Annotated in this window: 22 protein-coding genes; 11 read left to right on the top strand and 11 right to left on the bottom strand. The window is 68.9% G+C overall.

The window, feature by feature from the left end:
• A partial coding sequence (locus OK17_RS10615; RefSeq protein WP_461417425.1) for an ABC-F family ATP-binding cassette domain-containing protein occupies nucleotides 1–1,680 on the top strand: 1,680 nt, incomplete at its 5' end.
• A gap of 68 nt (nucleotides 1,681–1,748) precedes the next feature.
• Here OK17_RS10615 and OK17_RS10610 read toward each other — a convergent pair.
• From OK17_RS10610 to OK17_RS10600, 3 genes are read right to left on the bottom strand one after another with little or no spacing between them, the layout of a single operon-like run.
• Nucleotides 1,749–2,894, bottom strand: a complete 1,146-nt coding sequence (locus tag OK17_RS10610) for an alpha/beta fold hydrolase (protein WP_232718638.1) — start codon at nucleotides 2,892–2,894, stop codon at nucleotides 1,749–1,751.
• A gap of 55 nt (nucleotides 2,895–2,949) precedes the next feature.
• The gene (locus OK17_RS10605) at nucleotides 2,950–3,900 is read right to left on the bottom strand and encodes a 4-(cytidine 5'-diphospho)-2-C-methyl-D-erythritol kinase (RefSeq protein ID WP_461417424.1); all 951 of its coding nucleotides are present in this window, start codon (nucleotides 3,898–3,900) and stop codon (nucleotides 2,950–2,952) included.
• 58 nt (nucleotides 3,901–3,958) lie between these two features.
• Nucleotides 3,959–4,627 (bottom strand): HAD family hydrolase, encoded by a 669-nt coding sequence (locus tag OK17_RS10600; protein WP_232718647.1) that lies wholly within the window; start codon nucleotides 4,625–4,627, stop codon nucleotides 3,959–3,961.
• A 113-nt stretch (nucleotides 4,628–4,740) separates the two neighbouring features.
• Here OK17_RS10600 and OK17_RS10595 point away from each other — a divergent pair, with 113 nt between their 5' ends.
• On the top strand, nucleotides 4,741–5,733 hold the full coding sequence (locus tag OK17_RS10595) for an LLM class F420-dependent oxidoreductase (protein WP_461417423.1): 993 nt from the start codon (nucleotides 4,741–4,743) through the stop codon (nucleotides 5,731–5,733).
• Nucleotides 5,734–5,970: 237 nt separating this feature from the next.
• Here the strand turns inward: OK17_RS10595 and rsmA are convergent, their stop codons facing one another.
• The 4 genes from rsmA to OK17_RS10575 form a co-directional block, all read right to left on the bottom strand.
• On the bottom strand, nucleotides 5,971–6,873 hold the full coding sequence (rsmA, locus tag OK17_RS10590) for a 16S rRNA (adenine(1518)-N(6)/adenine(1519)-N(6))-dimethyltransferase RsmA (RefSeq protein WP_461417422.1): 903 nt from the start codon (nucleotides 6,871–6,873) through the stop codon (nucleotides 5,971–5,973).
• Nucleotides 6,837–7,964, bottom strand: coding sequence for a resuscitation-promoting factor (locus OK17_RS10585; RefSeq protein WP_232718656.1), 1,128 nt, complete (start codon nucleotides 7,962–7,964; stop codon nucleotides 6,837–6,839). The genes rsmA and OK17_RS10585 overlap by 37 nt, the downstream gene beginning before the upstream one ends.
• 177 nt (nucleotides 7,965–8,141) lie before the next feature.
• Nucleotides 8,142–9,044 (bottom strand): TatD family hydrolase, encoded by a 903-nt coding sequence (locus OK17_RS10580; protein ID WP_461417421.1) that lies wholly within the window; start codon nucleotides 9,042–9,044, stop codon nucleotides 8,142–8,144.
• 41 nt (nucleotides 9,045–9,085) lie between these two features.
• Nucleotides 9,086–9,925: a PhzF family phenazine biosynthesis protein gene (locus OK17_RS10575; protein ID WP_461417420.1), complete on the bottom strand. Its 840-nt coding sequence runs from the start codon at nucleotides 9,923–9,925 to the stop codon at nucleotides 9,086–9,088.
• A 122-nt stretch (nucleotides 9,926–10,047) separates the two neighbouring features.
• On the opposite strand from OK17_RS10575, the gene OK17_RS10570 reads away from it, so the two are divergent.
• The 8 genes from OK17_RS10570 to OK17_RS10535 all read left to right on the top strand — a co-directional run bounded on the left by OK17_RS10570 (nucleotide 10,048) and on the right by OK17_RS10535 (nucleotide 19,745).
• Entirely contained in the window at nucleotides 10,048–10,761 is a 714-nt protein-coding gene (locus OK17_RS10570) for a GntR family transcriptional regulator (RefSeq protein ID WP_461417419.1), read from the top strand.
• Between the two features lie 58 nt (nucleotides 10,762–10,819).
• Complete coding sequence (locus OK17_RS10565) at nucleotides 10,820–11,542, top strand: beta-phosphoglucomutase family hydrolase (RefSeq protein ID WP_232718660.1); 723 nt, start codon at nucleotides 10,820–10,822, stop codon at nucleotides 11,540–11,542.
• On the top strand, nucleotides 11,539–13,890 hold the full coding sequence (locus OK17_RS10560) for a glycoside hydrolase family 65 protein (protein ID WP_232718661.1): 2,352 nt from the start codon (nucleotides 11,539–11,541) through the stop codon (nucleotides 13,888–13,890). The genes OK17_RS10565 and OK17_RS10560 overlap by 4 nt, the downstream gene beginning before the upstream one ends.
• 102 nt (nucleotides 13,891–13,992) lie before the next feature.
• On the top strand, nucleotides 13,993–14,649 hold the full coding sequence (locus OK17_RS10555; protein WP_232718662.1) for a HEAT repeat domain-containing protein: 657 nt from the start codon (nucleotides 13,993–13,995) through the stop codon (nucleotides 14,647–14,649).
• Nucleotides 14,643–15,623, top strand: coding sequence for a HEAT repeat domain-containing protein (locus OK17_RS10550; protein WP_461417418.1), 981 nt, complete (start codon nucleotides 14,643–14,645; stop codon nucleotides 15,621–15,623). Before OK17_RS10555 ends, OK17_RS10550 begins: the two co-directional genes overlap by 7 nt.
• A gap of 58 nt (nucleotides 15,624–15,681) precedes the next feature.
• Nucleotides 15,682–17,271, top strand: a complete 1,590-nt coding sequence (gene metG, locus OK17_RS10545) for a methionine--tRNA ligase (RefSeq protein WP_461417417.1) — start codon at nucleotides 15,682–15,684, stop codon at nucleotides 17,269–17,271.
• A 15-nt stretch (nucleotides 17,272–17,286) separates the two neighbouring features.
• Nucleotides 17,287–18,435, top strand: coding sequence for an aminodeoxychorismate synthase component I (locus OK17_RS10540; RefSeq protein WP_232718666.1), 1,149 nt, complete (start codon nucleotides 17,287–17,289; stop codon nucleotides 18,433–18,435).
• 62 nt (nucleotides 18,436–18,497) lie between these two features.
• Nucleotides 18,498–19,745 (top strand): helix-turn-helix domain-containing protein, encoded by a 1,248-nt coding sequence (locus OK17_RS10535; RefSeq protein WP_232718668.1) that lies wholly within the window; start codon nucleotides 18,498–18,500, stop codon nucleotides 19,743–19,745.
• Here the strand turns inward: OK17_RS10535 and rsmI are convergent.
• Nucleotides 19,669–20,568, bottom strand: a complete 900-nt coding sequence (gene rsmI / locus OK17_RS10530; protein ID WP_232718669.1) for a 16S rRNA (cytidine(1402)-2'-O)-methyltransferase — start codon at nucleotides 20,566–20,568, stop codon at nucleotides 19,669–19,671. The genes OK17_RS10535 and rsmI overlap by 77 nt on opposite strands.
• Before the next feature lie 38 nt (nucleotides 20,569–20,606).
• Between rsmI and OK17_RS10525 the strand changes: the two genes are divergently transcribed.
• The gene (locus OK17_RS10525; protein ID WP_232718674.1) at nucleotides 20,607–22,190 is read left to right on the top strand and encodes a dolichyl-phosphate-mannose--protein mannosyltransferase; all 1,584 of its coding nucleotides are present in this window, start codon (nucleotides 20,607–20,609) and stop codon (nucleotides 22,188–22,190) included.
• 169 nt (nucleotides 22,191–22,359) lie between these two features.
• On the opposite strand, the gene OK17_RS10520 is transcribed toward OK17_RS10525, so the two are convergent.
• The 3 genes from OK17_RS10520 to OK17_RS10510 are packed head-to-tail and all read right to left on the bottom strand — an operon-like array spanning nucleotide 22,360 to nucleotide 25,839.
• Nucleotides 22,360–24,135 (bottom strand): BCCT family transporter, encoded by a 1,776-nt coding sequence (locus OK17_RS10520; protein WP_232718675.1) that lies wholly within the window; start codon nucleotides 24,133–24,135, stop codon nucleotides 22,360–22,362.
• 32 nt (nucleotides 24,136–24,167) lie between these two features.
• A complete protein-coding gene (locus OK17_RS10515) occupies nucleotides 24,168–24,545 on the bottom strand; it encodes a GntR family transcriptional regulator (RefSeq protein WP_154882717.1) in 378 nt (125 codons plus the stop codon).
• Nucleotides 24,546–24,555: 10 nt separating this feature from the next.
• Nucleotides 24,556–25,839 carry an arginine deiminase gene (locus OK17_RS10510; RefSeq protein WP_232718677.1) on the bottom strand — a complete coding sequence of 428 codons (1,284 nt, stop codon included), beginning with the start codon at nucleotides 25,837–25,839 and terminating at the stop codon, nucleotides 24,556–24,558.
• Between the last annotated feature and the right edge of the window lie 3 nt (nucleotides 25,840–25,842).

Raw genomic sequence — 25,842 nt, 5'->3', positions numbered from 1 at the left:
AAGTCGAGCCTGCTCGCGATGCTCGCCGGCCGCAAGCAACCCGATTCCGGCCGCGTCACCGTCCGCGGCGGGGTGCGGGTCGGCGTCCTGGACCAGGTCGACCGCTTCGACGACGACGAGACCGTCGGGCATGCCGTCGTCGGCGACCGTCCCGAACACGAATGGGCGGGCGACGCCAAGGTCCGCGACGTGATCGGCGGACTGCTCGGCGACGTCGACTGGAATGCGACCACCAGTTCCCTGTCCGGCGGTCAGCGCCGACGCGTCTCGCTCGCCCGGCTCCTCGCCGGCGAACACGACGTCCTCGCGCTCGACGAGCCGACCAACCACCTCGACGTCGAGGCCATCACGTGGCTGGCCGATCACCTCAAGCGCCGCTGGCCCGCCAACGCCGGCGGGCTGCTGGTCGTCACCCACGACCGGTGGTTCCTCGACGAGGTGTGCACGGTGACCTGGGAGGTCCACGACCGGATCGTCGAACCCTTCGAGGGCGGATACGCCGCCTACATCCTGCAGCGCGTCGAGCGTGACCGGCAGGCCGCGACCATCGAGGCACGTCGCCAGAACCTGGCACGGAAAGAACTCGCGTGGCTGCGTCGCGGTGCTCCGGCCCGTACCTCCAAGCCGAAGTTCCGCGTCGACGCGGCCAACGCACTCATCGCCGACGTCCCGCCCGTCCGCGACAAGGTCGCCCTACAGTCGCTGGCCACCGCCCGCCTCGGCAAGGACGTCGTCGACCTCCTCGACGTGTCGGTCTCCTACGGTGACCGCAACGTCCTCGACGGAGTCGAATGGCGCCTCGCCCCGGGTGAACGGACCGGCATCCTCGGCGTGAACGGTGCAGGCAAGTCGACGCTGCTCGGGCTCATCGCGGGCACGGTCGAGGCGACCGGCGGAAAGGTCAAGCGCGGCAAGACGGTCAAGGTCGCCACCCTCACCCAGCGACTCGACGACCTGAACCGCTTCCTCGACGACCCGGTCCGCAAGGTGATCGCCGACCTGCAGACCACCTACACCTTCGGCGCCGGCTCGAAGGCACAGGAGCTCTCCCCCTCGCAGCTGCTCGAACGACTCGGCTTCGACAGTGCGCAGCTGTCCACCCCGGTCAAGGACTTGTCCGGTGGCCAGAAACGTCGTCTGCAGTTGCTGCTCATCCTGCTCGACGCCCCGAACGTGCTGATCCTCGACGAGCCGACCAACGACCTCGACACCGACATGCTGGCCGCCCTCGAGGATCTCCTGGACTCCTGGCCGGGCACCCTCATCGTCGTCTCGCACGACCGGTACTTCCTCGAGCGGGTCACCGACCAGCAGTTCGCCGTGATGAACGGCAAGCTGCGCCATCTCCCCAACGGCGTCGACGAGTTCCTGAAACTCCGTGCGGCACAGCAAAAGGAAACGGCTTCCGCGACGGCGTCGGGCTCCGGCGGCTCGTCGAACGAATCCACCTCTGCACTCAGCGGTGCGGAACTACGGGCGGCGAACAAGGAGCTGGCGTCACTGGAACGCCGGATCGACAAGCTGCACAGCAAGATCGACGACGCAAAGACGGCCCTCGCCGATCACGACCAGTCCGATTATCAGGGCCTGGCCGCCGAGACCGAACGCATTCGGGAGATGGCGTCCGAACTCGCCGAGATCGAGGAACGCTGGATGGAGCTCGGCGAAGCCATCGAGTGACCTCGCCATGGCCGGCAGACTCCGCTGGTCGCGTAGCCGAGGAGCCTACGACGAGGCGTGTCGAACCGCTACCGCCCGAAGGCTTCCCGGACCGCGGTCATGACGTCGGGCAGTGACCCGTCGACGACGCTGCTGTGGTTGGCGCGGGCGTAGGTCTTCAGGTCGACGTTCGTGCCGTTGCGCTCCATCGACGACCGAAGCGAACGGCTCAGCGGGTACGGCAGGATCGGATCGAGCATGCCGTGGGCGATGGTGACCTTTGCCGGGTAGCCGGCGGTGGGGACCTCGGCGTAGGCGCGGAGCGCGTCGCGGAACTTCTGGTCCTTCGTGAACGACGACGCGACAAGCGATCCCGGTGACACCGACCGCAGCGCGCCGACGACGTCGCCGTTGCAGCGGGCGCGGGACCGGTCCAGGAAGCGCTTGCCGCTGTCGGTGAGGAAGTCCCCGATCCTCAGGTCCGGCTGCGAATGGTCGAGGCCCGCGAGGGTGTAGAGGAACGGCGCACTCAGGACGTTCAGGGCACCGAGCCCGGGAATCCGGGGTCCGAAGAGGCCGAACAGGTTCTCCAGGGACGAGACCGGGGCGATCGCGACCGCACCCTTGACCGGCAGCTCCGGGGCGTACGCCGGTTGACGGTGCGCCGCATGCAGTGCAGCGTGACCGCCCTGGGAATGTCCGACCGACACCCAGGAGCTGCCGAGCGCGGCGTCGACCGACCGTGCCGCGCGGATCATGTCGATGACCGAGTACGCCGCGGCGGCACCGCCGAGATAGTCGGTCTCCCCGGCCGATCCCAGCCCGGCGTAGTCGGTGGCGGTCACCGCGTAACCGGCGTCCAGCGCGGCCCGCACGGGTGCCTCGACACCGTCCCCCAGCCGGTGCTTCGTAGGTGCGCATTCGTCGGCGATACCGACGGTGCCGTGTGCCCAGGAGACCACCGGCCAGCCCCCGGCCGGCGGTGTGCCGCGCGGGACCCAGTAGACGCCGGTGGCCATCGCCGGACGGCCGCGCTGGTCCCGCGTCGCGTAGGTCAGGCGGGTACCGGCGGCAGCTGCCGACGGGAGCTGGTCGTCGGGGACATCGGTGGTGGTGAAGACGAATCCGTTGTCGGGGGCCGCGGCCGACGACGGCGGCGTCGACGCGAACGACCCGATGCCGACGAGTACGGCGACGACGAACGTCACCACGGCGGTCAGGAGTCTGCGGAGCACCCGGACAACTGTAGTGACTCCCGCGAGAAGGCGAGGTCAGGGAGTCGCGAGAGTGTCAGTCCGTGCCGAGGACGCGGGTTCCCGGTGCGGGGCCGCTCGCGGTGCGGACCGCGCGGGCGACACCCGCGCCCGACAGCTCGGCGGCCACGTTCACCGCGGACTGCTCGTCCGCACACAGGAATGCACACGTCGGGCCCGAGCCCGACACGATCCCGTTGAGGGCCCCCGCGTCGACACCGGCCCGCAATGTGCGACGGAGCGTCGGCTGCAGGCTCAGCGCGGCCGGCTGGAGGTCGTTGTGCAGCAACGGAGCCACCGCGCGGGAGTCACCGGAGGCTAGGGCCTGCATCAGGTCGTCGGGGGAACGCAGGAAATCGCCGTCGCCGTCGACGTCACCGGACCTGCTGTCGCGCAGCCGGTCCAGCTCCTTGTACACCGCCGGGGTCGACAAGCCCTCGCGCGCAAGGGCGAGCACCCAGTGGAACTCGCCGCGGGAGAGCACGTGCATCAGATGCTCACCGCGGCCGGTGCCCAACGCGGTGTTGCCGTGGAGGGCGAACGGGACGTCACTGCCGAGATCGGCGGCGATCTCGGCGAGTTCGTCACGGGAGATGTCGAGCTTCCACAGATGCGCGAGCGCGACGAGCGCACCGGCCGCGTCTGCGCTACCGCCGGCCATACCCCCGGCGACCGGGATCGTCTTCTCGATCTGGATGGCGACGTGCCCCGCACGGTCCGCCCACCCGGCGAGGGCCTGCGCCGCACGGGCCGCGAGGTTGGAGGCGTCGGCGGGTACCGAACCGGCACCCTCACCCCGGACCGTCACGGACAGCTCGTGAGCGCGTGCCACCCGGATGTCGTCGTGCAGCGACAGTGCCTGGAACACGGTGACCAGATCGTGGTAGCCGTCATCGCGGCGCGGGCCGACACCGAGGTGGAGGTTCACCTTCGACGGGGCGCGCGCGGTGACCGAGTCGGTTACCACCGACAGCGACGTTCGCGACACAATGAGTCAGACTAGTCGGGCCGGTGCGGATACGCGCTCAGGGCTGCTCCGCGGCGACTCAGGGCCGCCATCCGCGTCGCGCGAGTTCACCCACGTGGTCGACCACCAGGACTGCACCCGCATCGCGCAACTCGGCCTCGGCGAAACCACCGGAACGGACTGCGACGCACTCGGCGGGGAGCCGATGCGCGGACGCGACGTCCCACACCGTGTCACCCACGACGATCGCCCGACCACCACCCGCGTCCTTCAGCGCGACTTCGAGGATGTCGGGGGCGGGCTTCGAATCGTCCGCGTCGTCCGACGACGTGACCGCCGCGAGATCGTCCCGCTCGAAACCCATCACTTCCAGTGCAGCGTCGGTGAATTCGGCCTTACCCGACGACGCGAGTGCGACCCGGTAGCCGGCGTCGAGCAATCCCCGGACGAAGTCGACGGCGCCGGGCAGCGGCCGGACGTCGGGTAACAGCTTGCGGTAGTGCCGCTCCCAGTCGTCGCGAAGCGTGTCGCCCAGCGACTCCTCGACCTCATCGCCGCAGATCTCGCCGACGAGCCGGTCGCCACCCATCCCGATGGCGCGGTGGACCTCCCACCACTGCGGCGTGAGATCACGCGCGGTGAAGGCCTGCATCCAGGCCAGCGCATGGAGGTAGGTCGTGTCGATCAGAGTCCCGTCGACGTCGAGCAGCACGGTATCGACAGAACCGCTCTCGTTGGCCTGGGTCATCTGCACCTTCTTCCGGGTCGGGGACGCGATTGTGAGCCGTCCGTTTACCCGAACGGCTCGCTGGCTACACCGAAGTGACCGATGTCGATGAGAGCCGTGCAGAGGAGTTGAAGATGACAACCCGATTCGGGTACACCCTGATGACCGAGCAGGCCGGCCCCAAGGACCTCGTCCGCTATGCCGTCGGCGCCGAGGACGCCGGCTTCGACTTCGAGGTGTCCAGCGACCACTACTTCCCGTGGCTGTCCTCGCAGGGGCACGCCCCGTACGCATGGTCGGTGCTGGGCGCCGTGGCCCACGCGACCGAACGCGTCGAGCTGATGACCTACGTGACCTGCCCGACGATCCGCTATCACCCGGCGATCATCGCGCAGAAGGCCGCGACCCTGCAGATCCTCGCCGACGGCCGCTTCACCCTCGGGTTGGGTTCGGGCGAGAACCTCAACGAGCACGTCGTCGGCGCCGGCTGGCCCGCGGTCACCGACCGCCAGGACATGCTGGCCGAGGCGATCGAGATCATCCGCAAACTGCACTCCGGCGACCTCGTCGACTTCCGCGGCGAGTTCTTCCAGGTCGACGCCGCGCGCATCTGGGATCTTCCCGAGCAGCCCGTGCCGATCGGCGTCGCGGTGGCGGGCGACGCCGGGATCGAGACCTTCGGGCCGCTGGCCGATCATCTGATCGCGGTCGAACCGAACGCCGACCTCATCTCGTCCTGGAACGCGCAGGCGGCCACGGGGACGATCGACGGCAAGGGCACCCGCGCCATCGGGCAGATCCCGATCAGCTGGGGCCCGGACCGCGATGCCGCCGTCGAACGGGCCCACGACCAGTTCCGGTGGTTCGCCGGCGGCTGGGATGTCAACGCCGACCTCCGCACCACCGCGGGCTTCGCGGCCGCGACCCAGTACGTCACCCCCGACGACGTGGCCGCCAACATCCCGTGCGGCCCCGACCTCGACCAGATCGTCGACGCCGTGAAGCCCTACTGGGAGGCCGGATTCACCGACGTCGCACTCATCCAGATCGGTGGCGAGACACAGGACGACTTCCTGCGGGACGCCGCCCCGGAACTGCTGACGAAGTTGCGCGCGGCGTCGAGCTGAGAATTCAGACGCCTCAGTGGTTTTCGAGATCGTACAGCGCCCACGCTGCCACGCGGCACACCAATATCCCAGTGACGCAACGCCTTCATCGCGGGAATGGAGTCCGGTGACGCCGACGAATCCGCCGTCGAGAAGTTCGATCGTCCACACTCGCGAGCATGACAGACCTCGGTCGGGGATTGTTCGTTGTCCCCACCACGGTACGACCGCACTTGACGGGTGAGCCAGCGGGTTTCGTCAGACGGTGCGGGCCAGGCGCACGAAGTCCTCGACGTCGAGTTTCTCGCCGCGGATGCCGGGATCGATGTCGGCGGCGCGCAACCGGCGTTCGGCCTCGGCCGGGGAGCCCGCCCAGCCGGCCAGTGCCGACCGCATCGTCTTGCGCCGCTGCGCGAATGCCGCGTCGATCACGGCGAACACCGTCTGCCGAAACACCGGGTCGATCGGGTAGTCATCGGTGCGTTCGATGCGCACGAGTCCGGACTCGACCTTGGGTTCGGGCCAGAACACGTTGCGCCCCACCGCACCTGCGCGACTCACGCGGCCGTGATAGCGGGCCTTCACACTCGGCACGCCGTAGGTGCGACTGCCGGGCGGTGCGGCGAGACGGTCGGCCACCTCCGCCTGGACCATCACCAGGGCGGTCGTGATCTCGGGGAACAGTCCCAGCAGGTGCAGCAGCACCGGGACCGAGACGTTGTATGGGAGGTTGGCGACGAGCGCCGTCGGCACGACGGGCAGGTCGTCGCGAGTCACCTGTAGGGCGTCGGCGAGCACGACGTCGAAGTCGGCGCTCTGCGCCGGCGCGTACTCGGCAACGGTCTGCGGAATGCGTTGTGCCAGAATCGGATCGATCTCGACGGCAACGACGCGGCCCGCCGTGCCGAGAAGAGCGAGGGTCAGCGACCCGAGTCCGGGGCCGACCTCGAGGACGATGTCGTCGGAACCGACGCCGGAGGCCGTGACGATCCGGCGCACGGTGTTCGCGTCATGGACGAAGTTCTGACCGAGGGTCTTGGTCGGCCGGACACCGACCTCGGCGGCGAGCTCGCGGATCTGCGCGGGTCCGAGGAGCCGCGGTGCGTCGCCTGGCGTGTCGTCGTTCAGCGCAGGCCCAACTTGGACGTGCACGACGGCCATGCGCCCCAGCCCTGGGCGGCCTGGGTCTTCTTGGCGATCGCGATCTGCTCTTCACGGGTGGCGAGGTCGGCGCGCGGTGCGTACTCGAGGCCGCCCCAGCGCTCCCAGGTGTTCTGGTCGAACTGCACGCCGCCGTAGAACCCGTTTCCGGTGTTGATGGCCCAGTTGCCGGTGGCCTCGCACTGCGCGAGGGCGTCCCACACGGAGCCCGGCGGGACGTACGGCGCACCCGGCTTGGTGCCGATACGGACGGTGGCGGCGACGGGCTCGCTGACCACCTCGCTCGTCAGCTTGTCTCGCTTCACGACTCGTCCGTTCACCTTGGTGACCTTATACGTCACGCGGGCCTCGCCGGGGGTGCCCTTCTTCTCGACGACCTTGCGGTCGCGGACGAGGGTGGGATCTTCCTTCTTGATCTCCGGCGGGGCCACCGGCTCGGTGACGGTGACGTCCTCGGTCTTGATGCGTGTGACGACGATCTTCAGGTCGGGGGTGACCTCGGTGTCGGCGGCCGGGACGACCTTGTCCTCGGCGCCGAGCGGCGTACCGAGTGCCTCCAGCAGGTCCTTGACGGTGTGGGCGGCGACGACCGGGCGCTTCTTGGTCGGACCGTCCACCAGGCGCACCGGCTTGGGGAGGGCGACGTCGATCTTGCCGCCGTCGACGGGCAGCTCGTCGGTGCCGAAGTCGGCTTCCTCGGCGGCGTGCTCCAGGCCCCGCTCCTCGAGCAGCTGGTCCACGGTGGAGGCGTTGGTGATGATGGTCTCGCGCTTGCCCTCGATGTCGAGGGTGAGCTTCTTCAGACGGTTGACCTTGATGGTCTGGCCCTCGCCGAAACCGGAGTCGAGCGACGGGCTGACCTTGTCGCCGTCGGCCGGGGCGAGGCCCTCGGACTCGAGCAGGCTCTCCACCGACATCGCCATCGTGGACACCTGACGGGTCTGCCCGTCGACGTCGATGGTGACGGTCTTGTGCATCGCGACGCCCATGACACCACCGGCGGCGACGGTCGCGCAGACGGCTCCCACCGCCAGGCGGGCACGCAGGGAGTCGGTCCCGTTGATCTTGGAGAAGACCGACTTGGGCGACACTGAGGGAGGCAGAGAAGGCAAGGCACAACAATCTGGTCGGGAACAAGGCGCGCCGCCGCGACCGGAAGACCCATCCGAGCTGTTCGGGATGCATACGCATCACAAGGCTGAACCGCTGAGAGCCGGATGTATCGCTCTGGCCGAGCGGGATCACAGTACGATAACGAACCGGCCAGATTATGGCAAAGGGATGTTGTAGACGCGCCGCGCATTGGCGCCTAACAGACGCGCCATCTCCTCCTCGGACATCCCTCTGACCTCGGCGACCGCCCGCGCCGTGTACGGCAGGCAGTACGACTGATTCGGCTGGCCACGGTAGGGATGCGGGGTCAGGAACGGCGCGTCGGTCTCGACCAGGATCTGGTTGTCGGGCACGAGTTCGGCCCCGACGCGCAGCTCTTCGGCATTGGCGAAGCTCACAGTCCCGGCAAAACTCAGGATGTACCCGCGGTCGACGCATTCACGGGCCACATTTCGGTCACCGGAGAAGCAATGCATGATCACGGTGTCGGGAGCGCCCTCGGCAGCCAGGATGTCGAGCAGATCCCGGTCGGCCTCCCGATTGTGGATCATCAGCGGCTTGCCGACACGCTTGGCGAGGTCGATGTGCCACCGGAACGTCTCGTGCTGCACCTCCGGCGGCGCGCAGTCGTCGGACTTACCCGGCCAGTAGTAGTCCAGACCCGTCTCACCCACCGCGACCACCCGCGGATGACGGACCATCCGCTCGAGTTCGGCGGCGGTCTCGTCGTTCAGATCGCCCGCATGCATCGGATGCAGTGCGACGGCCGCGTAGACCCGGTCGTCCCACTCCGCCGCGGCGACCGCCCAGCGGGCGTCGACCATGTCGTCGGCGACCGTCACCACCTGGTCCACGCCGACCGCCTGGGCGTGGTCGAGGATGGCGCGGACCGACTCCGCATCCCGTCCACCACACGCCGCGAGGTGGGTGTGGGCGTCGACGAGGCCCGGCAGCGGCGTCGGATCGGGCGGCGGCTCGCGCCGGCGACGTTTCTTGGCCGCCTTGTTGCTCAGGGTCTCGGCAGGGGCGTCGGCTGCGGCGTCGCTGGCGTCGCTCATGGCAAACACCTTGGCACAGACCGGCGACCTCTCGTGCCCGACTACAGCGCGACTGTGCCCTCGATCACCGTCGCGGTGTCGCCACCGATCCAGATGTTCTCCCCGTCGTCGTGGATGTGGACGCGACCGGCGCGACCGATGGCCCCACCCTGGGCGGCGACATAACTCGCCGGCGCCTGCCCCGTGGCCCGCAGCCAGGTCGCGATCCCAGCGTTGAGGCTGCCGGTGACCGGGTCCTCGGGAACGCCGATGCCCGGGACGAAGGCGCGGACCTCGGCGAAGACGTCGCCCGACGAGTAGAGACCGAGCAGGCCGACCTCGTGGCTGCCGAGGGCCGGGATGTCGGGGCGGACCTCGAGCACCCGCTCCCCCGATCCCAACTGGATCACCATCCACCCGGGCCCGTTGTCGACCCATTCCGCCGCCAGCACCTCGTCCCGATCGACGCCGAGTGCGGCGACGACCTCGTCGACGGTCTGCGGGGCGACCGGACCCGACCGGCGCAGCGGCGGCGCGGCGAAGGCGAGCCGTGGACCCGACCGGCGGATGCGGACCAGTCCGACGCCGCACTCCTGCACGACGTCCTCCCCCTTCGGCCGACCGCCCGAGGTCAGCCAGGCGTGCGCCGAACCCAGGGTCGGGTGGCCCGCGAACGGCAACTCCCCGTCGGGGGTGAAGATCCGCAGCTTGTAGTCGGCGGCCGGATCTGTCGGCGGCAACACGAACGTGGTCTCCGAGAGATTGGTCCAGCGGGCGAAGGCCGCCATGCGGTCCTCCGCGATGGGAGCCCCGGGGCCACCGCCGTCGACGACCACCGCCACGGGATTGCCCTCGGTGCCGGTGGAGGAGAACACATCGACCTGAGCGAAACGACGAGTCATGGCGCCATCGTCTCAGAGGGGTTCACGCGTCGGCCACGGAGTTTTCCGCGAAACGGATACCGGCCGGTAGGGCCCTGCGGCGGTTAAGGTCGATTGACCGACGCACACGGACGGAAGAGTCGATGACGCCCGGACCACTACACAGGACCCAGCTGGCCGTCGAGGTGGCCGACTACCTGCGCACCCGGATCATGACCGGAATCCTGCGACCGGGAGACTTCGTCCGGCTCGACGAGACGGCATCGGCCCTCGGGTGCAGCGTCACCCCGGTCCGTGAGGCGCTCGCGACCCTCCGCGGTGAGGGACTCGTGAAACAGGCCCTGCACCGAGGCTTCATCGTCGAGACGCTCACCCGCGGCGACATCGTCGACATCTTCTGGATACAGGCCGAGCTCTCTGCGCGTCTGGCAAGTCATGCCGCCGAGAACCCGGACCTGGAGCAGCATCTGGGTGACCTGGCCGCGCTCGTCGACGACCTCGAGGCGTCCGTCGACTCCGGCCGCGCCGAGGACGTGCTGTCCGCGGAGTTCGCCTTCCACCGCAAGGTGCACCTGATGGCCGAGAGCAGAAAGCTCGCCTGGTTCCAGTACTCGGCCAGCAAATACAATCCGCTGCAGCTGTATTCGAGTGACACCGAATGGGGCCGGTCCGCGGTCGCCAGCCACCGACGCCTCATCGAGCTGCTGCGCACGGGCGACACCGCGGGCATCAAGGCCGAGATCGTGGCCGCCTTCGACGACGCACGCGACCGCCTGATCGCACAGCTGGAATCGATCGGTTTCTGGGATGAGGGCCGTTCACCGACAACCGAAGCGCACACGGTCGGCTCCGCCTGACGCGCGCTATCGCGCTTCATCGCGCCTTACCCGACTCGGGCGGGTAGCGTTGCGAATCGTGTTGGGATTGCCAGAAGTGATCACTGTCGCGCTCTTCGATCTCGACGGGGTCCTCACCGAAACCGCGGTGCTCCACCGCAAGGCGTGGAAGAAGACGTTCGACGCCTTCCTCGCCGATCGGGCGGGCGGCGGCGACGCGCCCGGTTTCGTGGAGTTCACCGATCAGGACTACCTCGATTACGTAGACGGGCGTCCCCGCGAGGACGGGGTGCGGGCCGTCCTGGCGTCGCGCGGGATCACCGACGTCGACCCGGCGACCGTGACCGCGATCGGGAACGGCAAGAACGACATGTTCCTCGTCAGCCTCGCCGAAGACGGCGGCCAGGCCTACCCCGGTTCGGTGCGATACCTCAACGCGGCGCGCGATGCGGGTCTGCGCATCGCGGTCGTGACGTCGTCGAAGAATGGAGGACCAGTGCTCGAAGCTGCCGACCTGTCGGAATTCGTGGAGGTCCGCGTCGACGGTCTCGAGATCGCCGCGCGTGGACTCAACGGCAAACCCGCCCCCGACTCCTATCTCCTCGGGGCCGAACTGATGGGCGTCGAACCGGCCGAGGCCGCGGTCTTCGAGGACGCCATCTCCGGCGTACAGGCCGGTAGCGCCGGCAACTTCGGGTACGTCGTGGGCGTCGATCGAGTCGGCGGTGGCCAGGCGGAGGCGATGCGCGCCGCCGGCGCCGACATCGTCGTCAACGATCTCGACGAATTGCTGCCCGCATGAGCGCGGACAAGCCACACGGGTTCGAGATCCACCCGTGGCAGCTGAAGTGGAGCGGCGGAGTCGATCTCGACATGCTCGGCCGCACCGAGACGTTGTTCGCGTTGTCGAACGGGCACATCGGTTTACGCGGCACCTTCGAGGAGGGTGAACCGGTCGACCACCCGGGCACCTACCTCAACGGCTTCTACGAGCTGCGCGGCCTCCCCTATGCGGAGAGCGGCTACGGCTACCCCGAATCAGGCCAGACGGTCGTGAACGTGACCGACGGCAAGATCATCCGCCTGCTCGTCGAGGACGAGCCGATGGATCTCCGGTACGGCCGTACCGAAGAACACAAACGCACACTGGACTTCCGCACCGGCACGCTGCGTCGTCACACGCTGTGGACGTCGCCCACCGGCCGTACCGTGCGTATCAAGTCCGAACGACTCGTCTCGTTCACCAAACGCACCATCGCGGCCATCCGCTACGAGGTGGAACCCGTCGACGAGGACATGAAGCTCGTCCTGCAGTCCGACCTACTGGCCAACGAGCCGGTCCCGGCCCCCGGCAACGACCCACGTCTCGCGGCGGCGCTCGACGCCCCGCTGGTGTCGGATCTCGCGACCTGCCGCAACTACTGGGGCATGCTGGTCCACCACACCAAGCAGTCCGGCCTGCACATCGCCGCCGGCATGGATCACGAGATCTACTTCCCGGACAAGGCCGACACCTTCATCCGCGCCGACGGCGACCTCGCCCGCCTCACCATCGCGGCGAACGTGCCGAAGGGCAAGAGCCTGACCCTCACCAAGTACATGGGTTACGGCTGGTCGGCCCGGCGTTCGGTCCCGGCGCTGCGCGCACAGGTCGACGCCGCGCTGGCGATGGCGATGGAGACCGGTTGGGACTCGCTCAAGGCCGACCAGGTCCGCTATCTCGAGGACTTCTGGCGCGACGCCGACATCGAGCTCGACGGGGATCCCGAACTCCAGCAGGCGGTTCGGTTCGCACTCTTCCACGTCCTGCAGGCCGGTGCCCGCGGCCAGTCGCGCGCGATCCCGGCCAAGGGACTCACCGGTCCCGGCTACGACGGCCACACCTTTTGGGACACCGAGAGTTTCATCCTGCCGATGCTCACCTACACGGTGCCCGCGGCGGCCGGTGAGGAACTCCGCTGGCGCCACGCCACCATGGACAAGGCGAAGGCCCGCGCCGCCGAACTGGGCCAGCGCGGCGCGATGTTCCCGTGGCGATCGATCAACGGCGACGAGTGTTCGGGCTACTGGCCCGCGGGTACGGCCGGTGTGCACGTGTCCGCCGACATCGCCAACGCCACCGCCCGCTACCTGCGCGCCACCGACGACGAACAGTTCGAGACCGAGTGCGGCGTCGAACTTCTCGTGGAGACCGCCCGGTTGTTCGCCGGTCTCGGGCACCACGACGTCAACGGAAAATTCCGCATCGACGGCGTCACCGGCCCCGACGAGTACACCGCCGTCGTCAACAACAACACCTTCACCAACCTCGCCGCGCAACAGAACCTGCGCGACGCGGTGGCCGCCGTCCATCGACGCCCCGACCTCGCCGATCAGTTCGGGGTGACGACAGCCGAAGCGGCGCACTGGGAGTCATGCGCCGACGACATGTCGATCCCCTACGACGACGCCCTCGGCGTGCACCAGCAATGTGAGTCGTTCACGCTGCTCGGTGCCTGGGATTTCGAATCGTCCGTCGGCCGCTATCCGCTGCTGCTGAACTACCCGTACTACGACCTCTACCGGAAACAGGTGGTCAAGCAGGCCGACCTGGTGTTCGCGACGTATCTGTTCGGCGACTCGTTCACCGCCGAGCAGAAGCTCCGCAACTTCGACTACTACTACCCGATCACCGTGCGCGACTCGTCGCTCTCGGCGTGCTGCGAGGCGGTGACGGCCGCCGAGGTCGGCTACCTCGACCTCGCCTACGACCTGCTCGCCGAGTCAGTGTTCACCGATCTACACGACCTGCACAACAACGTCAGCAGCGGTCTGCACATCGCCGCGCTCGCCGGCGCGTGGACCGACTGTGTCGCCGGCTTCGGCGGCATGCGCGACTTCGGCGGGCAGATCACCTTCGCGCCGCGGTTGCCGACCCGGTTGACGTACATGTCGTTCCGCATGATCGTGCGGGAGTCGAAGTTCGTGGTCGCGGTGGACAAGGAGCACGCCACCTACCGGCTGCTGTCGGGACCGCCGATCGATCTCTCGCATCACGGCGAGAAGTTCACCCTCACGTCGGCACCGGTGAGCATGAAGATCCCCGACCTCGAATACCGGGAACCGCCGAAGGCACCTCCCGGTTGCGAGCCCTACCGCCGCGAGATCTGAGCGGGGCCCGACACCTCGGCAAACACGGACGCCTCGGCAACACGCCTCTTGACCTTGACACTGTGACAGGGTCTGTAGTGGGTGCACGAGGAGGTGTTGACGATGACTCAGACCATCACGGCCGCACTGCACGCACCCGATCCGTCGACGCGTCTGCGTGCGGCGATGGCGGCGGGGACCGAACCCGACCCGCTTCTGACCGACGACCTGATCGCACGCTGCGGCGTCGAAGACGATTTCTTCGTCCGGGACATGCTGACGTGGGCGCTGACCAGGCTGCCCGCACAGGTGACGGTGCCGCGGCTCGTCGGTGAGCTGCTCTCGGACGTGCCCCAGGCCCGCAGCCAGGCACTGCACACACTGTCGAAGATCGGCGACCGGTCCGCATGGCCGGCCGTCACCGACGATCTGCTGCACGACGCCGATCCCGAGGTCGCGCGGACCGCATGGCGCGCGGCGGTGGTTCTCGTCCCGCCGGGTGAGGAGCCCGCACTCGCCGCCGAACTGGCCCGGGAACTCGGACGAGACCCGACCGACGTGCAGCGCAGCCTCAGTCGGGCGCTGGCCGCGCTGGACGAGGCGTCCCTCGACGCGCTCACCACGGCTCGTCGCCACCGGGAGCCCCGCGTCCGAGCGCATGCCGAGGCCACCGTCCGGATCCTCGACGACCCGGACAGCGACTTCGCCTACGAGCTCGAGCGAGCCACGCGGATGACGAACACCGGTGGCTCCGCACAGGATTCGAGTCCGCCGTGCTGATCGGCGAGGTGGCGCGGCGTTCGGGTGTCAGCACCCGGATGCTGCGCCACTACGACACGCTCGGTCTCGTCCGGCCGACCGGTCGCACGACGGGCGGCTACCGGGAGTACTCCGACGCCGACATCGAACGTCTGCTGCACGTGGAAAGCCTTCGGTCGCTGGGGTTGTCGCTGCGCGACGTCGGCCGCGCCCTCGACGATCCGGACTTCGCACCGGACACGTTGATGGAGAAGCTGATCCAGGACACGAGGGACAGGATGGCCGCCGACGCCCGATTGCTGGATCGACTACAACAGATCCAGGTGACCGGCGCCGGAGACTGGCCGGCCGTGCTCGACGTGGTCGGCCTGCTCCGTGCGGTGCACTCCGAACATCCCGCCCACCGCCAGCGCGCGGCGCTGCGGGCGGGAGACGCCGGGCTGTCCGCCGAGGCGCTGACCGATGCCCTGCTCGCCGAATCCGACGAGAACGTCGCCGGCGCACTCCGCTGGGCGCTGGCGCAGACCCCGGGCGCCCTCGACCAGCTCGCCGCCCGGGTGACCGACCCCGACGCGACGGTCCGACGACGCGCGGCCACTGCGCTCTCGGCGATCGACGACGCCCGGGCCACCGCGGTGCTCGAGGCGTTGCTCACCGACCCCGACCCCGAGGTCCGGCGAACGGTCGCCCTCACCCTCGGCCGCCGCGGCGTCGAGACCGCGGTCGACGTCCTGGTCGAACTCGTCGCCACCGGTGACCGCGATGTCGAGGCCGCCGAGATCCTCGCGACCCATTCCGACCACAGCCGGATCGTCGGGCGGCTCGTCGACCGCCTGGGCGCCGACCCGGATCCGTCGGTGCGGTTGCGGCTGGTCCAGGCGCTGGCCGAGATCCGCGGCGACGCCGCGTCGACGGCCCTGACCGGACTGGAGGGCGACCCCGACGAGACGGTTGCCCGCGCCGCGCAGGCGATCGGGTCGTTGCGATCCCGCTGAGCGGCGCCGACCCGCGATTGGCTGTCACCACCCGCCGGTCGGTACTCTGTGGAGCACTATGGCACCCGATCTGACCAGCCCTGATCTGTCCGGTACGGCCGAGGACGGCACCTCGCACGGCGCAGGGCGTCCGTACTACATCACCACCGCGATCGCGTATCCCAACGGCGCACCGCACATCGGGCACGCCTACGAGTACATCTCCGCCGACGCCCTGGCCCGGTTCAAGCGCCTCGACGGCTTCGACGTCCGGTTCCTGACCGGCACCGACGTCCACGGCCAGAAGATGCAGCAGACCGCGCAGGCCGAGGGCATCCCCACCGCCGAGCTCGCCCACCGGAACTCCGACCGGTTCCAGTCCCTGCAGGAACGCCTCGGCTCGAGCTTCGACCGCTTCATCCGCACCTCCGACGAGGACCACAAGCGGGCGTCGGAGGAACTGTGGAAGCGGATGAGCGACCGCGGTGACATCTACCTCGACAAGTACTCCGGCTGGTACGACGTCCGCGACGAGACCTTCTACGCCGAGTCCGACACCGAGGTGAACGACGCGGGCGAGCGCGTCGCCTCCGACACCGGGCACGTGGTGACCTGGACCGAGGAGGAGACCTACTTCTTCCGGCTCTCGGCCTACCAGGACAAGCTCCTCGAGCTGTACGAGGCGCAGCCCGACTTCATCGGCCCCGACGTCCGGCGTAACGAGGTCATCAGCTTCGTCAAGGGCGGGCTGACCGACCTGTCGGTGTCGCGCACGACGTTCGACTGGGGTGTCCCGGTCCCCGACCATCCCGAGCACGTCATGTACGTGTGGGTCGACGCGCTGACCAACTACCTGACCGGTGTCGGCTTCCCCGACGACGCGGCGACCTTCGAGCGTTTCTGGCCCGCCGACCTGCACATCATCGGCAAGGACATCATCCGGTTCCACTGCGTCTACTGGCCGGCCTTCCTGATGAGCGCCGGCGTCGAACTGCCCAAGCGGGTTTTCGCGCACGGCTTCCTGTTCAACAAGGGCGAGAAGATGTCCAAGTCGGTCGGCAACGTCGTCGACCCGGAGAACCTCATCGACGAGTTCGGCCTCGACCCGGTGCGCTACTTCTTCCTGCGCGAGGTGTCCTACGGCCAGGACGGCTCGTACTCCGCCGACGCGATCGTGTCGCGTATCAACGCCGACCTCTCCAACGAGTTCGGCAACCTCGCCCAGCGCACCCTGTCGATGATCGGCAAGTACTTCGACGGCGTGGTGCCGGCGGGCGCTGACCTCACCGACACCGACAAGGCCCTGCTGGACCGGGCCGACTCGCTGCTCGGGACCGTCCGCGAGCACTTCGACAACCAGGCCATCCACCTCGGACTCGAGGCACTGTGGTCGACTCTGGCCGAGACCAACCGGTACATCTCCTCGCAGGAGCCGTGGAAGCTCGCGAAGACCGACCTCGACCGCACCGGCACCGTGCTCTACGTGTGCGCCGAGGTGGTGCGCATCGTCGCGGTGCTGAGCCAGCCGGTGATGCCGGAGTCGTCGAACAAGATCCTCGACCTGCTCGCGGTCGGAGACGACCGTCAGTTCAGCGCCGTCACCACCCGCCTCGCGGCGGGGACCGCGCTGCCGAAGCCGTCTCCCGTGTTCCCGCGTTACGAGAACTGACCGACCCCGCCACACATGGCCGCGTCCGCGCTCGATGCACTCCGGGCTCTCCACGCCGAGACCCTCACCCGGGAGCTCCCGCCGCCCGCGGCGCTGATCGGCGACTGGTTCGACGCCGACGCGGTGATCGCGCCGACTATCGAGATCGTCCCGGGGTGCCCCCCGCCCGACGACCCGGACCGCTTCTGGCTCGGCCACCTCGGCTTCCCGGTGCGCGCGGAGGAGTCGGTGCTGCCGGTGAATGCCGGTGGCCTCACCGACGGTGTCCTCGTCCTCCGCGACGGCGAGTGGTCGACTCTCGGCACCGGCATCCCGGACTGGGCGTACGCGGTGCTCGACGCCCCGCACCCCGGCGTCGGGCGCCCCACGACCACCGACTGGCATCCCCCGGCGCACGCCCCGCACCTGACCGCGATCGAGCATTGTCTCGAGGCGATCCGCGCCGGCGAGGTGTACCAGGCATGCGTGTGCACCCGGTTCACCGGCACACTGTCGGGAGACCCGGTGGACTTCTTCACCGACCTCGCCGGCGCCACAAAACCTCCGAAAGCCGCTTTTCTGCAAGGTGATTGGGGCACGGTGGCAAGCCTCTCGCCGGAGACCTTCCTGCGTCGTACCGGCAACATCATCAGTTCCTCACCGATCAAGGGAACGCTCCCCGCACACGCCGACCCCGACGCGCTGTCCGCCTCCGCCAAGGACGTCGCCGAGAACATCATGATCGTCGACCTCGTCCGCAACGACCTGGGCCGTATCGCCGTCACGGGCAGTGTGCGGGTGCCGGAACTCCTGTCGGTGGTGCCCGCGCCCGGCGTCTGGCATCTGGTCTCGCGGGTCGAGGCGATCGTGCGGCCCGGCACGGGCAACGACGCCGTACTCGACGCCGCCTTCCCGCCCGCATCGGTGACCGGCACCCCGAAGCTGCGCGCGATGGAACTGCTCGCCGACTGGGAACACGACGCCCGCGGCGTCTACTGCGGGGCGATCGGCATCGCCGGACCCGACCGGGCCCTCGATCTGAATGTGGCCATCCGAACGGTCGAGATCGCGCCGGACGGCCGTCTCGGACTCGGCGTCGGCGGTGGCATCACCATCGACTCGGTGCCGGAGAACGAGTGGCAGGAATGTCTCGACAAGGCTGCCAGCATCGTCGCTAACAATTGACTGCATACGCTGCGGCATCGCAAATACCGGACTTGATCGTTGATTTCGGTAATATTTCGTACATGACTCTGTCCATCCAGGCGACGACCGATCTCACGGAGCTCGTCCGGGAGATCAATCGCGACCGCGAGGCCATCATGTCCGGTGCGACGCCGCCTCCCGGATTCGCAGGCGAGGTCGCCGAGTCTTGGAGCCGCGTACAGGCCGGGGACCATCCCTCGACGGTCGACGATCACCATCGCGGCCGCATCGACCGCGACGAGCTCGAAGCCCGCCGGGCGGCCCATCCGCTCCGTCACGCGGTGGACTCGCTCAAGCGGGTGTTCGCCCAGTCGGCCGACGACCCGCTGATGGCCCTGGGCATCTTCGACGCCGACGGTGTGATGCTGTGGCGCGGCGGCTCGCGCGCGGTGATCCCCGAGGCCAACCGTCTCGGACTCGTGGAGGGGAGCCGGTGGGACGAGGATTCCGCCGCGACCACCGCGGTGGGCCTGGCGATCCGCAACCGGCGGCCGAGCCGGCTCTTCGGCCCCGAGCACTACAGCCGATCGCTGCACGGGTTGTACTGCACCGCGACGCCGGTCCACGACCCGCGCACCGGCGAGATGATCGCGGTCGCCGGACTCGCCGGCCCGGCGATGCAGATGCAGCCCGCGGTCTCCGCGTTCACGGCTGCCCTGGCCATGCTGAGCGAGCACGAGGTGACTCTCGCCCACCAGCGCACTCTCGCCGACCTCCGCTATCACGGGGCCGCCCAGCTGGCCGGTCTGCACGGGCCCGGTCTGCTCATCGACGACGACGGGTGGGTGGCCGAGGGCCGCGGGTGCACGCCGCCGGTTCGGGTGGCCGCGCCGACCGAGGACATGCGTCAGTTCGTACCCGGACTCGGGATGTGCGTCGTGGAACGGCTCGGAACGGGCTGGCTGGTGCGTCCGGCGGGCCCCTCGGGCCCGGTCATCGCCGAACTCGACCTCGACGGCGAGCCGACGATCACGGTCACCGGCGACGACGACCCGTGGCGCACGGTCCTCACGCGGCGCCACGCGCAGATCCTGCTGCTGCTCGCCGACGCGGGCGACCAGGGCCTGACCTCACAACAGTTGAGCCAGTTGCTTTTCGGCGACCAGAACCACACCGTCAGCGTGCGTGCCGAGCTGTCGCGGCTACGCCGCGTCGTGGGTGCGCTCGTCTCGAGCCGGCCCTACCGGCTGGCTCCGCGCGTCGAGCTCCGGGTCAGCTCGGATCAGCTCGACGCCTATCGAGAACCGACTGGTAGACGTCGCGCCGCGAGGCACCCGAGCCCTGCGTGACCTCGGCGCAGGCGTCTTTGAGACGCATCCCGCCGGCCACCAGTTCCTCGGCGCGGTCGGCGAGTTGCTCGATGTCGGGTTCGGCGGCCACCGCGCCGGCGATCACCACCGTGATCTCGCCCCTGACGCCGCCCGCCGCCCAGTCGGCCAGTTCGGCCAGGCCGCCGCGGCGGACCTCCTCGTAGGTCTTCGTCATCTCCCGGCACACGGCGGCACGCCGGTCGGGTCCGAGGATGTCGGCCGCCGCGGCCAGGGTGTCGGCCAGCCGGTGCGGCGACTCGAAGAAGACGGCCGTGCGCGGCTGTGCGACGAGTTCGCGCAGCCAGTCCGCGCGCGCTCCCGGCTTGCGCGGCGCGAACCCCTCGAAGCAGAACCGCTCCGACGGCAGCGCCGACACCGCGAGTGCCGTCGTCACCGCCGACGGGCCGGGTAGAGCCGTCACCGGCAGACCGGCCTCCGCGCAAGCCACCACGACCCGGTAGCCGGGGTCGCTGACCGACGGCATCCCGGCGTCGGTGACCAGCAGGACCGTCTCACCGTTGGCGATCGCCTCGACGAGCCCCGGGGTACGCGCGGCCTCCACCTGGTCGTAGTAACTGACCACGCGGCCGCCGATCTCGACGCCGAGCGCGGCGGCCAGCGCACGGGTGCGGCGGGTGTCCTCGGCGGCGACGATGTCGGCCGTCTGCAGGGCCTCCCGCAACCGGGGCGACGCGTCGCCGACCTGCCCCATGGGTGTGGCGGCCAGCACCAGCCGTCCGGTCGTCCCGGTGTCGGGTGCGGAGTCGTCGAAGGGGTGCGTGTCGGGCTCGGCGGCATTCATCGTCAGCCAGCTTACGAGGGCCCACTAGGATCGATCGGGTGACCATCACCGCCGCGCGTGACACCTCTGTGCCCGCCGGTGTCCCGGTCCCCGCCGTGGTCCCGCCGCCCCGCCTCGGACCGGAGGTCCCGGCCCCGCTGTTCGGCGCCCCGGATCGGGGTCGCGGCCTTCTGGTCGGGGTCGTCATCACGCTCATCGCCGGCCTGACGCGGTTCTGGAATCTGAGTCACCCCACCGACAAGGGCACCCCGGTCTTCGACGAGAAGCACTACGTCCCGCAGGGCTGGCAGGTGCTCACCGGCGGCAACTGGATCGAGGACAACCCGGCCTACGGGCTCGTGGTGCATCCCCCGGTGGGCAAGTGGATGCTCGCCGCGTCGGAGGCCGTCTTCGGATACGGGCCGCTCGGCTGGCGGGTCGCACCGGCGATCTCCGGTGTCCTCATCGTCGTCCTCGTCTACTGCGTCGTACGGCGGCTCACGCGGTCGACGCTCGTCGGTGCGATCGGCGGCATCTTCGCGATCTGCGACGGTGTGCTGTTCGTGCAGTCCCGGATGGGGATGCTCGACATCTTCCAGGCCCTGTTCATCGTCGCCGCCTTCGCCGCGCTCGTCGCCGACCGCGACCAGGTCCGCGAACGGATGTACCGCGTCTACCTCGAGGGCCGGATCGACGACAGTCCGTTCGGGCCGCGCCTCGGTTTCCGCTGGTACCGCTTCACCGCCGGTGTGATGCTCGGGCTCAACTGCGGGACCAAGTGGTCGGGCGTCTACTACGTCATCTTCTTCACGGCCCTCGCCATCGGCTTCGACGTCGCGGCCCGCCGGGCGTACCACGTGCGGCGTCCGTGGGTCGGCACGCTTGTCCGCGACGTCGTGCCCGCCGGCGCGAGCCTCGCGGTGATGCCGGTGGTCATCTACTTCCTGACCTACATCCCGTGGTTCAACAGCGAGACCGCCGTCTACCGCTACTCCGAGGGCAACGCGATCGGGACCGGCGGAACCTTCTCGTGGGTGCCCGGGGCGTGGCGTTCGCTCTGGTATTACGAGTCCGGCATTCTCCAGTTCCACTCGGGCCTGACCAACTCCGCGGGCAACCAGCATCCCTGGGAGTCCAAGCCGTGGACCTGGCCGATGAGCCTGCGGCCGATGCTCTATGCCCTCGAGAACGGGCCCGACCAGTGCGGCACGGGCGAGTGCGTCCGCGCCCAGATGCTGATCGGGACCCCGGCCCTCTGGTGGCTCACCCTGCCGATGTTGCTGTGGGGGCTGTGGTCGTGGATCGTCCGCCGCGACTGGCGCTACGCCGCGGTCGTCGTCGGCTACTGCGCCGGCATCCTGCCGTGGTTCCTGGCCCTCGACCGCCAGATGTACTTCTTCTATGCGACGGCGCTCGCCCCGTTCCTGGCGATGGGCCTCGCGTTGTGTTGCGGCGATCTGTTGCGCTCGACGGCGACCACGGCCCGCGCCCGGCCCGAGCGCCGGGTGCTGTCGATCATCGTGGTCGCCGTCTACGTGGCGCTGGTCGTCACCAACTTCGTGTGGCTGTGGCCGATCCTCACCGCGTCCCCGATCTCGCCGGGACTCTGGCGGCAGCAGATCTGGCTGCCCAGTTGGGGCTGAGCGCCGCCGCCAGAGTGCCTCGGCGACCCCGCCCCCTGAGGTGCAAGGAGCGCAAGCGACACCTAACTACCGGTCGACGTCAACCCGACCGGCAGACTCCGATCGACGTCTGCCGGTCGAGTTGAGGTTCGGCAGTCAGAATCCGGGCGCTTCTCAGATGACCGACCCATCAGGCCGGTGAACCGTCCTTGTCGACGGCCGGGGTCGCCCCGTCGCCGTTGAGTCCGGCCTGCTCGACGATGTCGGGCTCGATGATCTCCAGGTGCCGCACGGCGTCGGCGTGGATCGAGTCGAGCTCACCGGTGGCGATGGCCTCGGCCTGCTCCCGGACATGCTCGTCGACGCGTGCGGTCAACACGGTGCGGGACACGATGAGCGGATCGTGCCGGAGATCCATGTACAGCGACAGGCACATGCCGATCATCACCAGGACGAACGGCAGGGCCGCGATGATCGCCATCGTCTTGATGCCGTCGAGGGCATCGTCGCCGCTGATGGCCAGCAGCAGTGCGGCCACCACGCCGGTGAGCACACCCCAGAACACCGTGATCAGGCGTGAGGGTTCCTCCGCGCCGCGCTGGGACAGCGTCCCCATCACCAGTGAGGCGGAGTCGGCACCCGAGACGAAGAAGATCGCCACCAGGATCATCACCAGCGCCGACGCGACACCGGTCCACGGCAGATTCGCCAGAACGTCGAACAAGGTGTCCTCGCTGGCGTCGTTCGCCGCGTCGAAGTTCAGCACCCCGGTCATCTGTTCCCGGATCGCGGTACCGCCGAATACGCAGAACCAGACCAGCGAGACCGTCGTCGGGACCACCATGACGCCGATCACGAACTCGCGGATGGTCCGCCCGCGGCTGATCTTGGCCAGGAACAGGCCGACGAACGGGGTCCACGACACCCACCATGCCCAGTAGAAGATCGTCCAGTCGGCCAGCCACTGCTCTCCGGCCTCGGTTGCGACCGTCGCATCCGAACGGGCGGCGAAGGTCGTCAGGTCGGTGAAGTAGGCACCGAGCGTGGTCGGCAGCAGATTGAGGATGAAGATCGTCGGGCCGACGACGAAGACGAAGGCCGCCAGCACGACCGCCAGCACCATGTTGATGTTCGACAGCCACTGGATGCCGCGGGCGATACCCGAGACCGCGGAGGCGACGAACGCGGCGGTGAGGATCGCGATGATCCCGACCAGCAGGAGCTTCGTGGGTTCGTGGACCCAGCCGATCTTGTCCAGACCCGAACCGATCTGCAGCGCACCGAGACCCAGCGACGCGACGGTACCGAACAGCGTCGCGAAGATCGCGAGGATGTCGATGACCTTACCGGCCGGACCGTTGGACACCTTCGGGCCGAACAGGCGCTCGAACACCGAGCTGATCAGCTGGGTGCGACCCAGCCGGAATGTGCTGTACGCCAGTGCCAATCCGACGACCGCGTACATCGCCCAGGGATGGAATCCCCAGTGGAACATCGTGGTGGCCATCGCGGCGCGGACGTCCTCGGCGCCGATCTCCGGTGGCGGACTGACGAAGTGGAAGAGCGGTTCGTAGGCGCCGAAGAACATCAGGCCGATACCCATTCCGGCGCTGAACATCATCGCGATCCAGCTGACGGTGCGGAACTCCGGTGCCTCGTCGTCACGGCCGAGAGGTATGCGCCCGTACTTGGACACCGCCAGGAACACCGCGAAGATGACGAAGCCGGTCGCGGACAGGATGAACAACCAGCCGAGGTTGGTGGTGATCCACCCCAGGACATCGGAACTGGTCGAGTTGAGGCCGTCCTTGTCGGCGAGACCCCAGGCGACGAAGGCGATGACGATGAGGGCAGTGACCGAGAAGACCACGGGATCCAGGCGTGGTCGTGCGGGCCGACTCCCCCCAACAGGTCCGCGCGAGGAGTCCTGCGCACGGCCTGACGGCACGTTCTGTTCACTTGTCATGAGTCCACCCAAGCAACGTCGGTACCGCTATTTCAAGTCGCGCGCACCGCGCGCTCGACCAGAGCGACGATCGTTTCGTCGTCAAGACCCAGGTCACGGGCGGTCTCGACGTAGCTCGACGCCGCGGTGAAACCGGCGTCGTGCGCATCGTGCCGGCCCGCCTTGATGAACGAACCCGACCGTCCACGGGTCTCGATGACACCGCCCGCCTCGAGTTCGCGATAGGTCTTCGCCACGGTGTTGGGGGCGAGGTCGAGGTGCGCGGCGAGTGCCCGGACGGTCGGCAGGCGATCACCGGTGAGCAGCGTGCCGTCCGCGATCAGTTCGATGATCCGGAGCCGCACCTGCTCGAAGGGTGGCCGGTCCGATGCCGGGTCCACCGTCAGATGGTCCAACAGCGATGAGCTCATGGTCGGCCCCTCACAGCCGGTCCCGCGCCAGCGGACACGACATGCACCGGGGCCCACCACGACCCGAGCCGAGTTCGCGGCCCTCGATCTCGATGACCTCGATACCCGAATCACGCAGGCGACGATTGGTTTCCACATTCCGGTTGTAGGACACGACGACCCCCGGCGACAGAGCGAGGGTGTTGTTGCCGTCGTCCCACTGCTCACGCTCGGCGGTCACCGGGTCGAGGCCGGTGTCGATCACCCTGAGCTTGCCGATACCCATCGCCTCGGCGGCCGCTTCGACGAACGGCCGCTCCCCCGTGACGTGTACGGCGTCGGTGTCCGCGTCGTGGACGAGGGTGAACGCCGACATGTGGTCGCGGATGTTGGGGTACATCACCACGGCATCGGTGTCGACCATGGTGCAAACGGTGTCGAGGTGCATGAACGCACGCGACTGTTCGATGGGCACGGCGAGCACGGTGTGGGCGAGGTGATCGTCGAAGAGGCTGCGCGCCAGCGCTTCCGCACCGGCCGGCGTGGTGCGCTCCCCCACCCCGACGGCGACCACGCCCGGGGCGAGGAGCAGCACGTCACCGCCCTCCACCGGCGCGACCTGCGACTCGTAGGCGCGCCGCGCACCGGTGAAACGGGGGTGATGCGCATAGATGAGGTCGGTCAGCGACGTCTCGCGTGCCCGCGCGTGAAGTGCGAGGGACGTGATCGCGAACCGCGAACCGATCCAGAACGAGCTGTCGCGGGTGAACAGCAGATTCGGCAGCGGCTCGATGGCGAACTCCGGGCCGTGATGCATCCGGCGCACCAGTGACGACCGCTCCGCCGACGGCGTGATCGGCAGTTCGTCGAACGTCATCCCGGCCGTCAGGACGTGCGACAGATCCGCGGGCGCGAGCCCCCGCAGGTGTCTCGCGAGATCCTCGGCGAGATGCGTCCCCAGACGGCGTGCGCTGACGGCGGCCGCGATGCCCTGGATGCGGGCGGCCCCGCTGTGCGCGATCGTCTCGGTGAGCAGGTCGCCGAGCAGGTAGACGTCGACCCCGCGATCCCGCAGCACCGCGGCGAACGCGTCATGTTCCTCCTGCGCTCGGTCGACCCAGGGAATCCCGTCGAACAGCAGTTGATCGTTGTTGCGCGGCGTGAGGCGTCGCAGTTCGTCCCCGGGGCGGTGCAGCATCACCGCACGCAGCGTGCCCACCTCGGAATCGGCACCCAGTGCATAGTCCCACCCGGTCGCGGCAGACCCCTTTGCAGCCGACCCCTCTGCAGCGTCCTGCTGCCCGTCACGCGTCATCGC

The organism is Gordonia sp. GN26, from assembly GCF_054823965.1.
The sequence above is the reverse complement of the archived record's forward strand: the minus strand, read 5'-3'. Positions and strand labels throughout refer to the sequence as shown.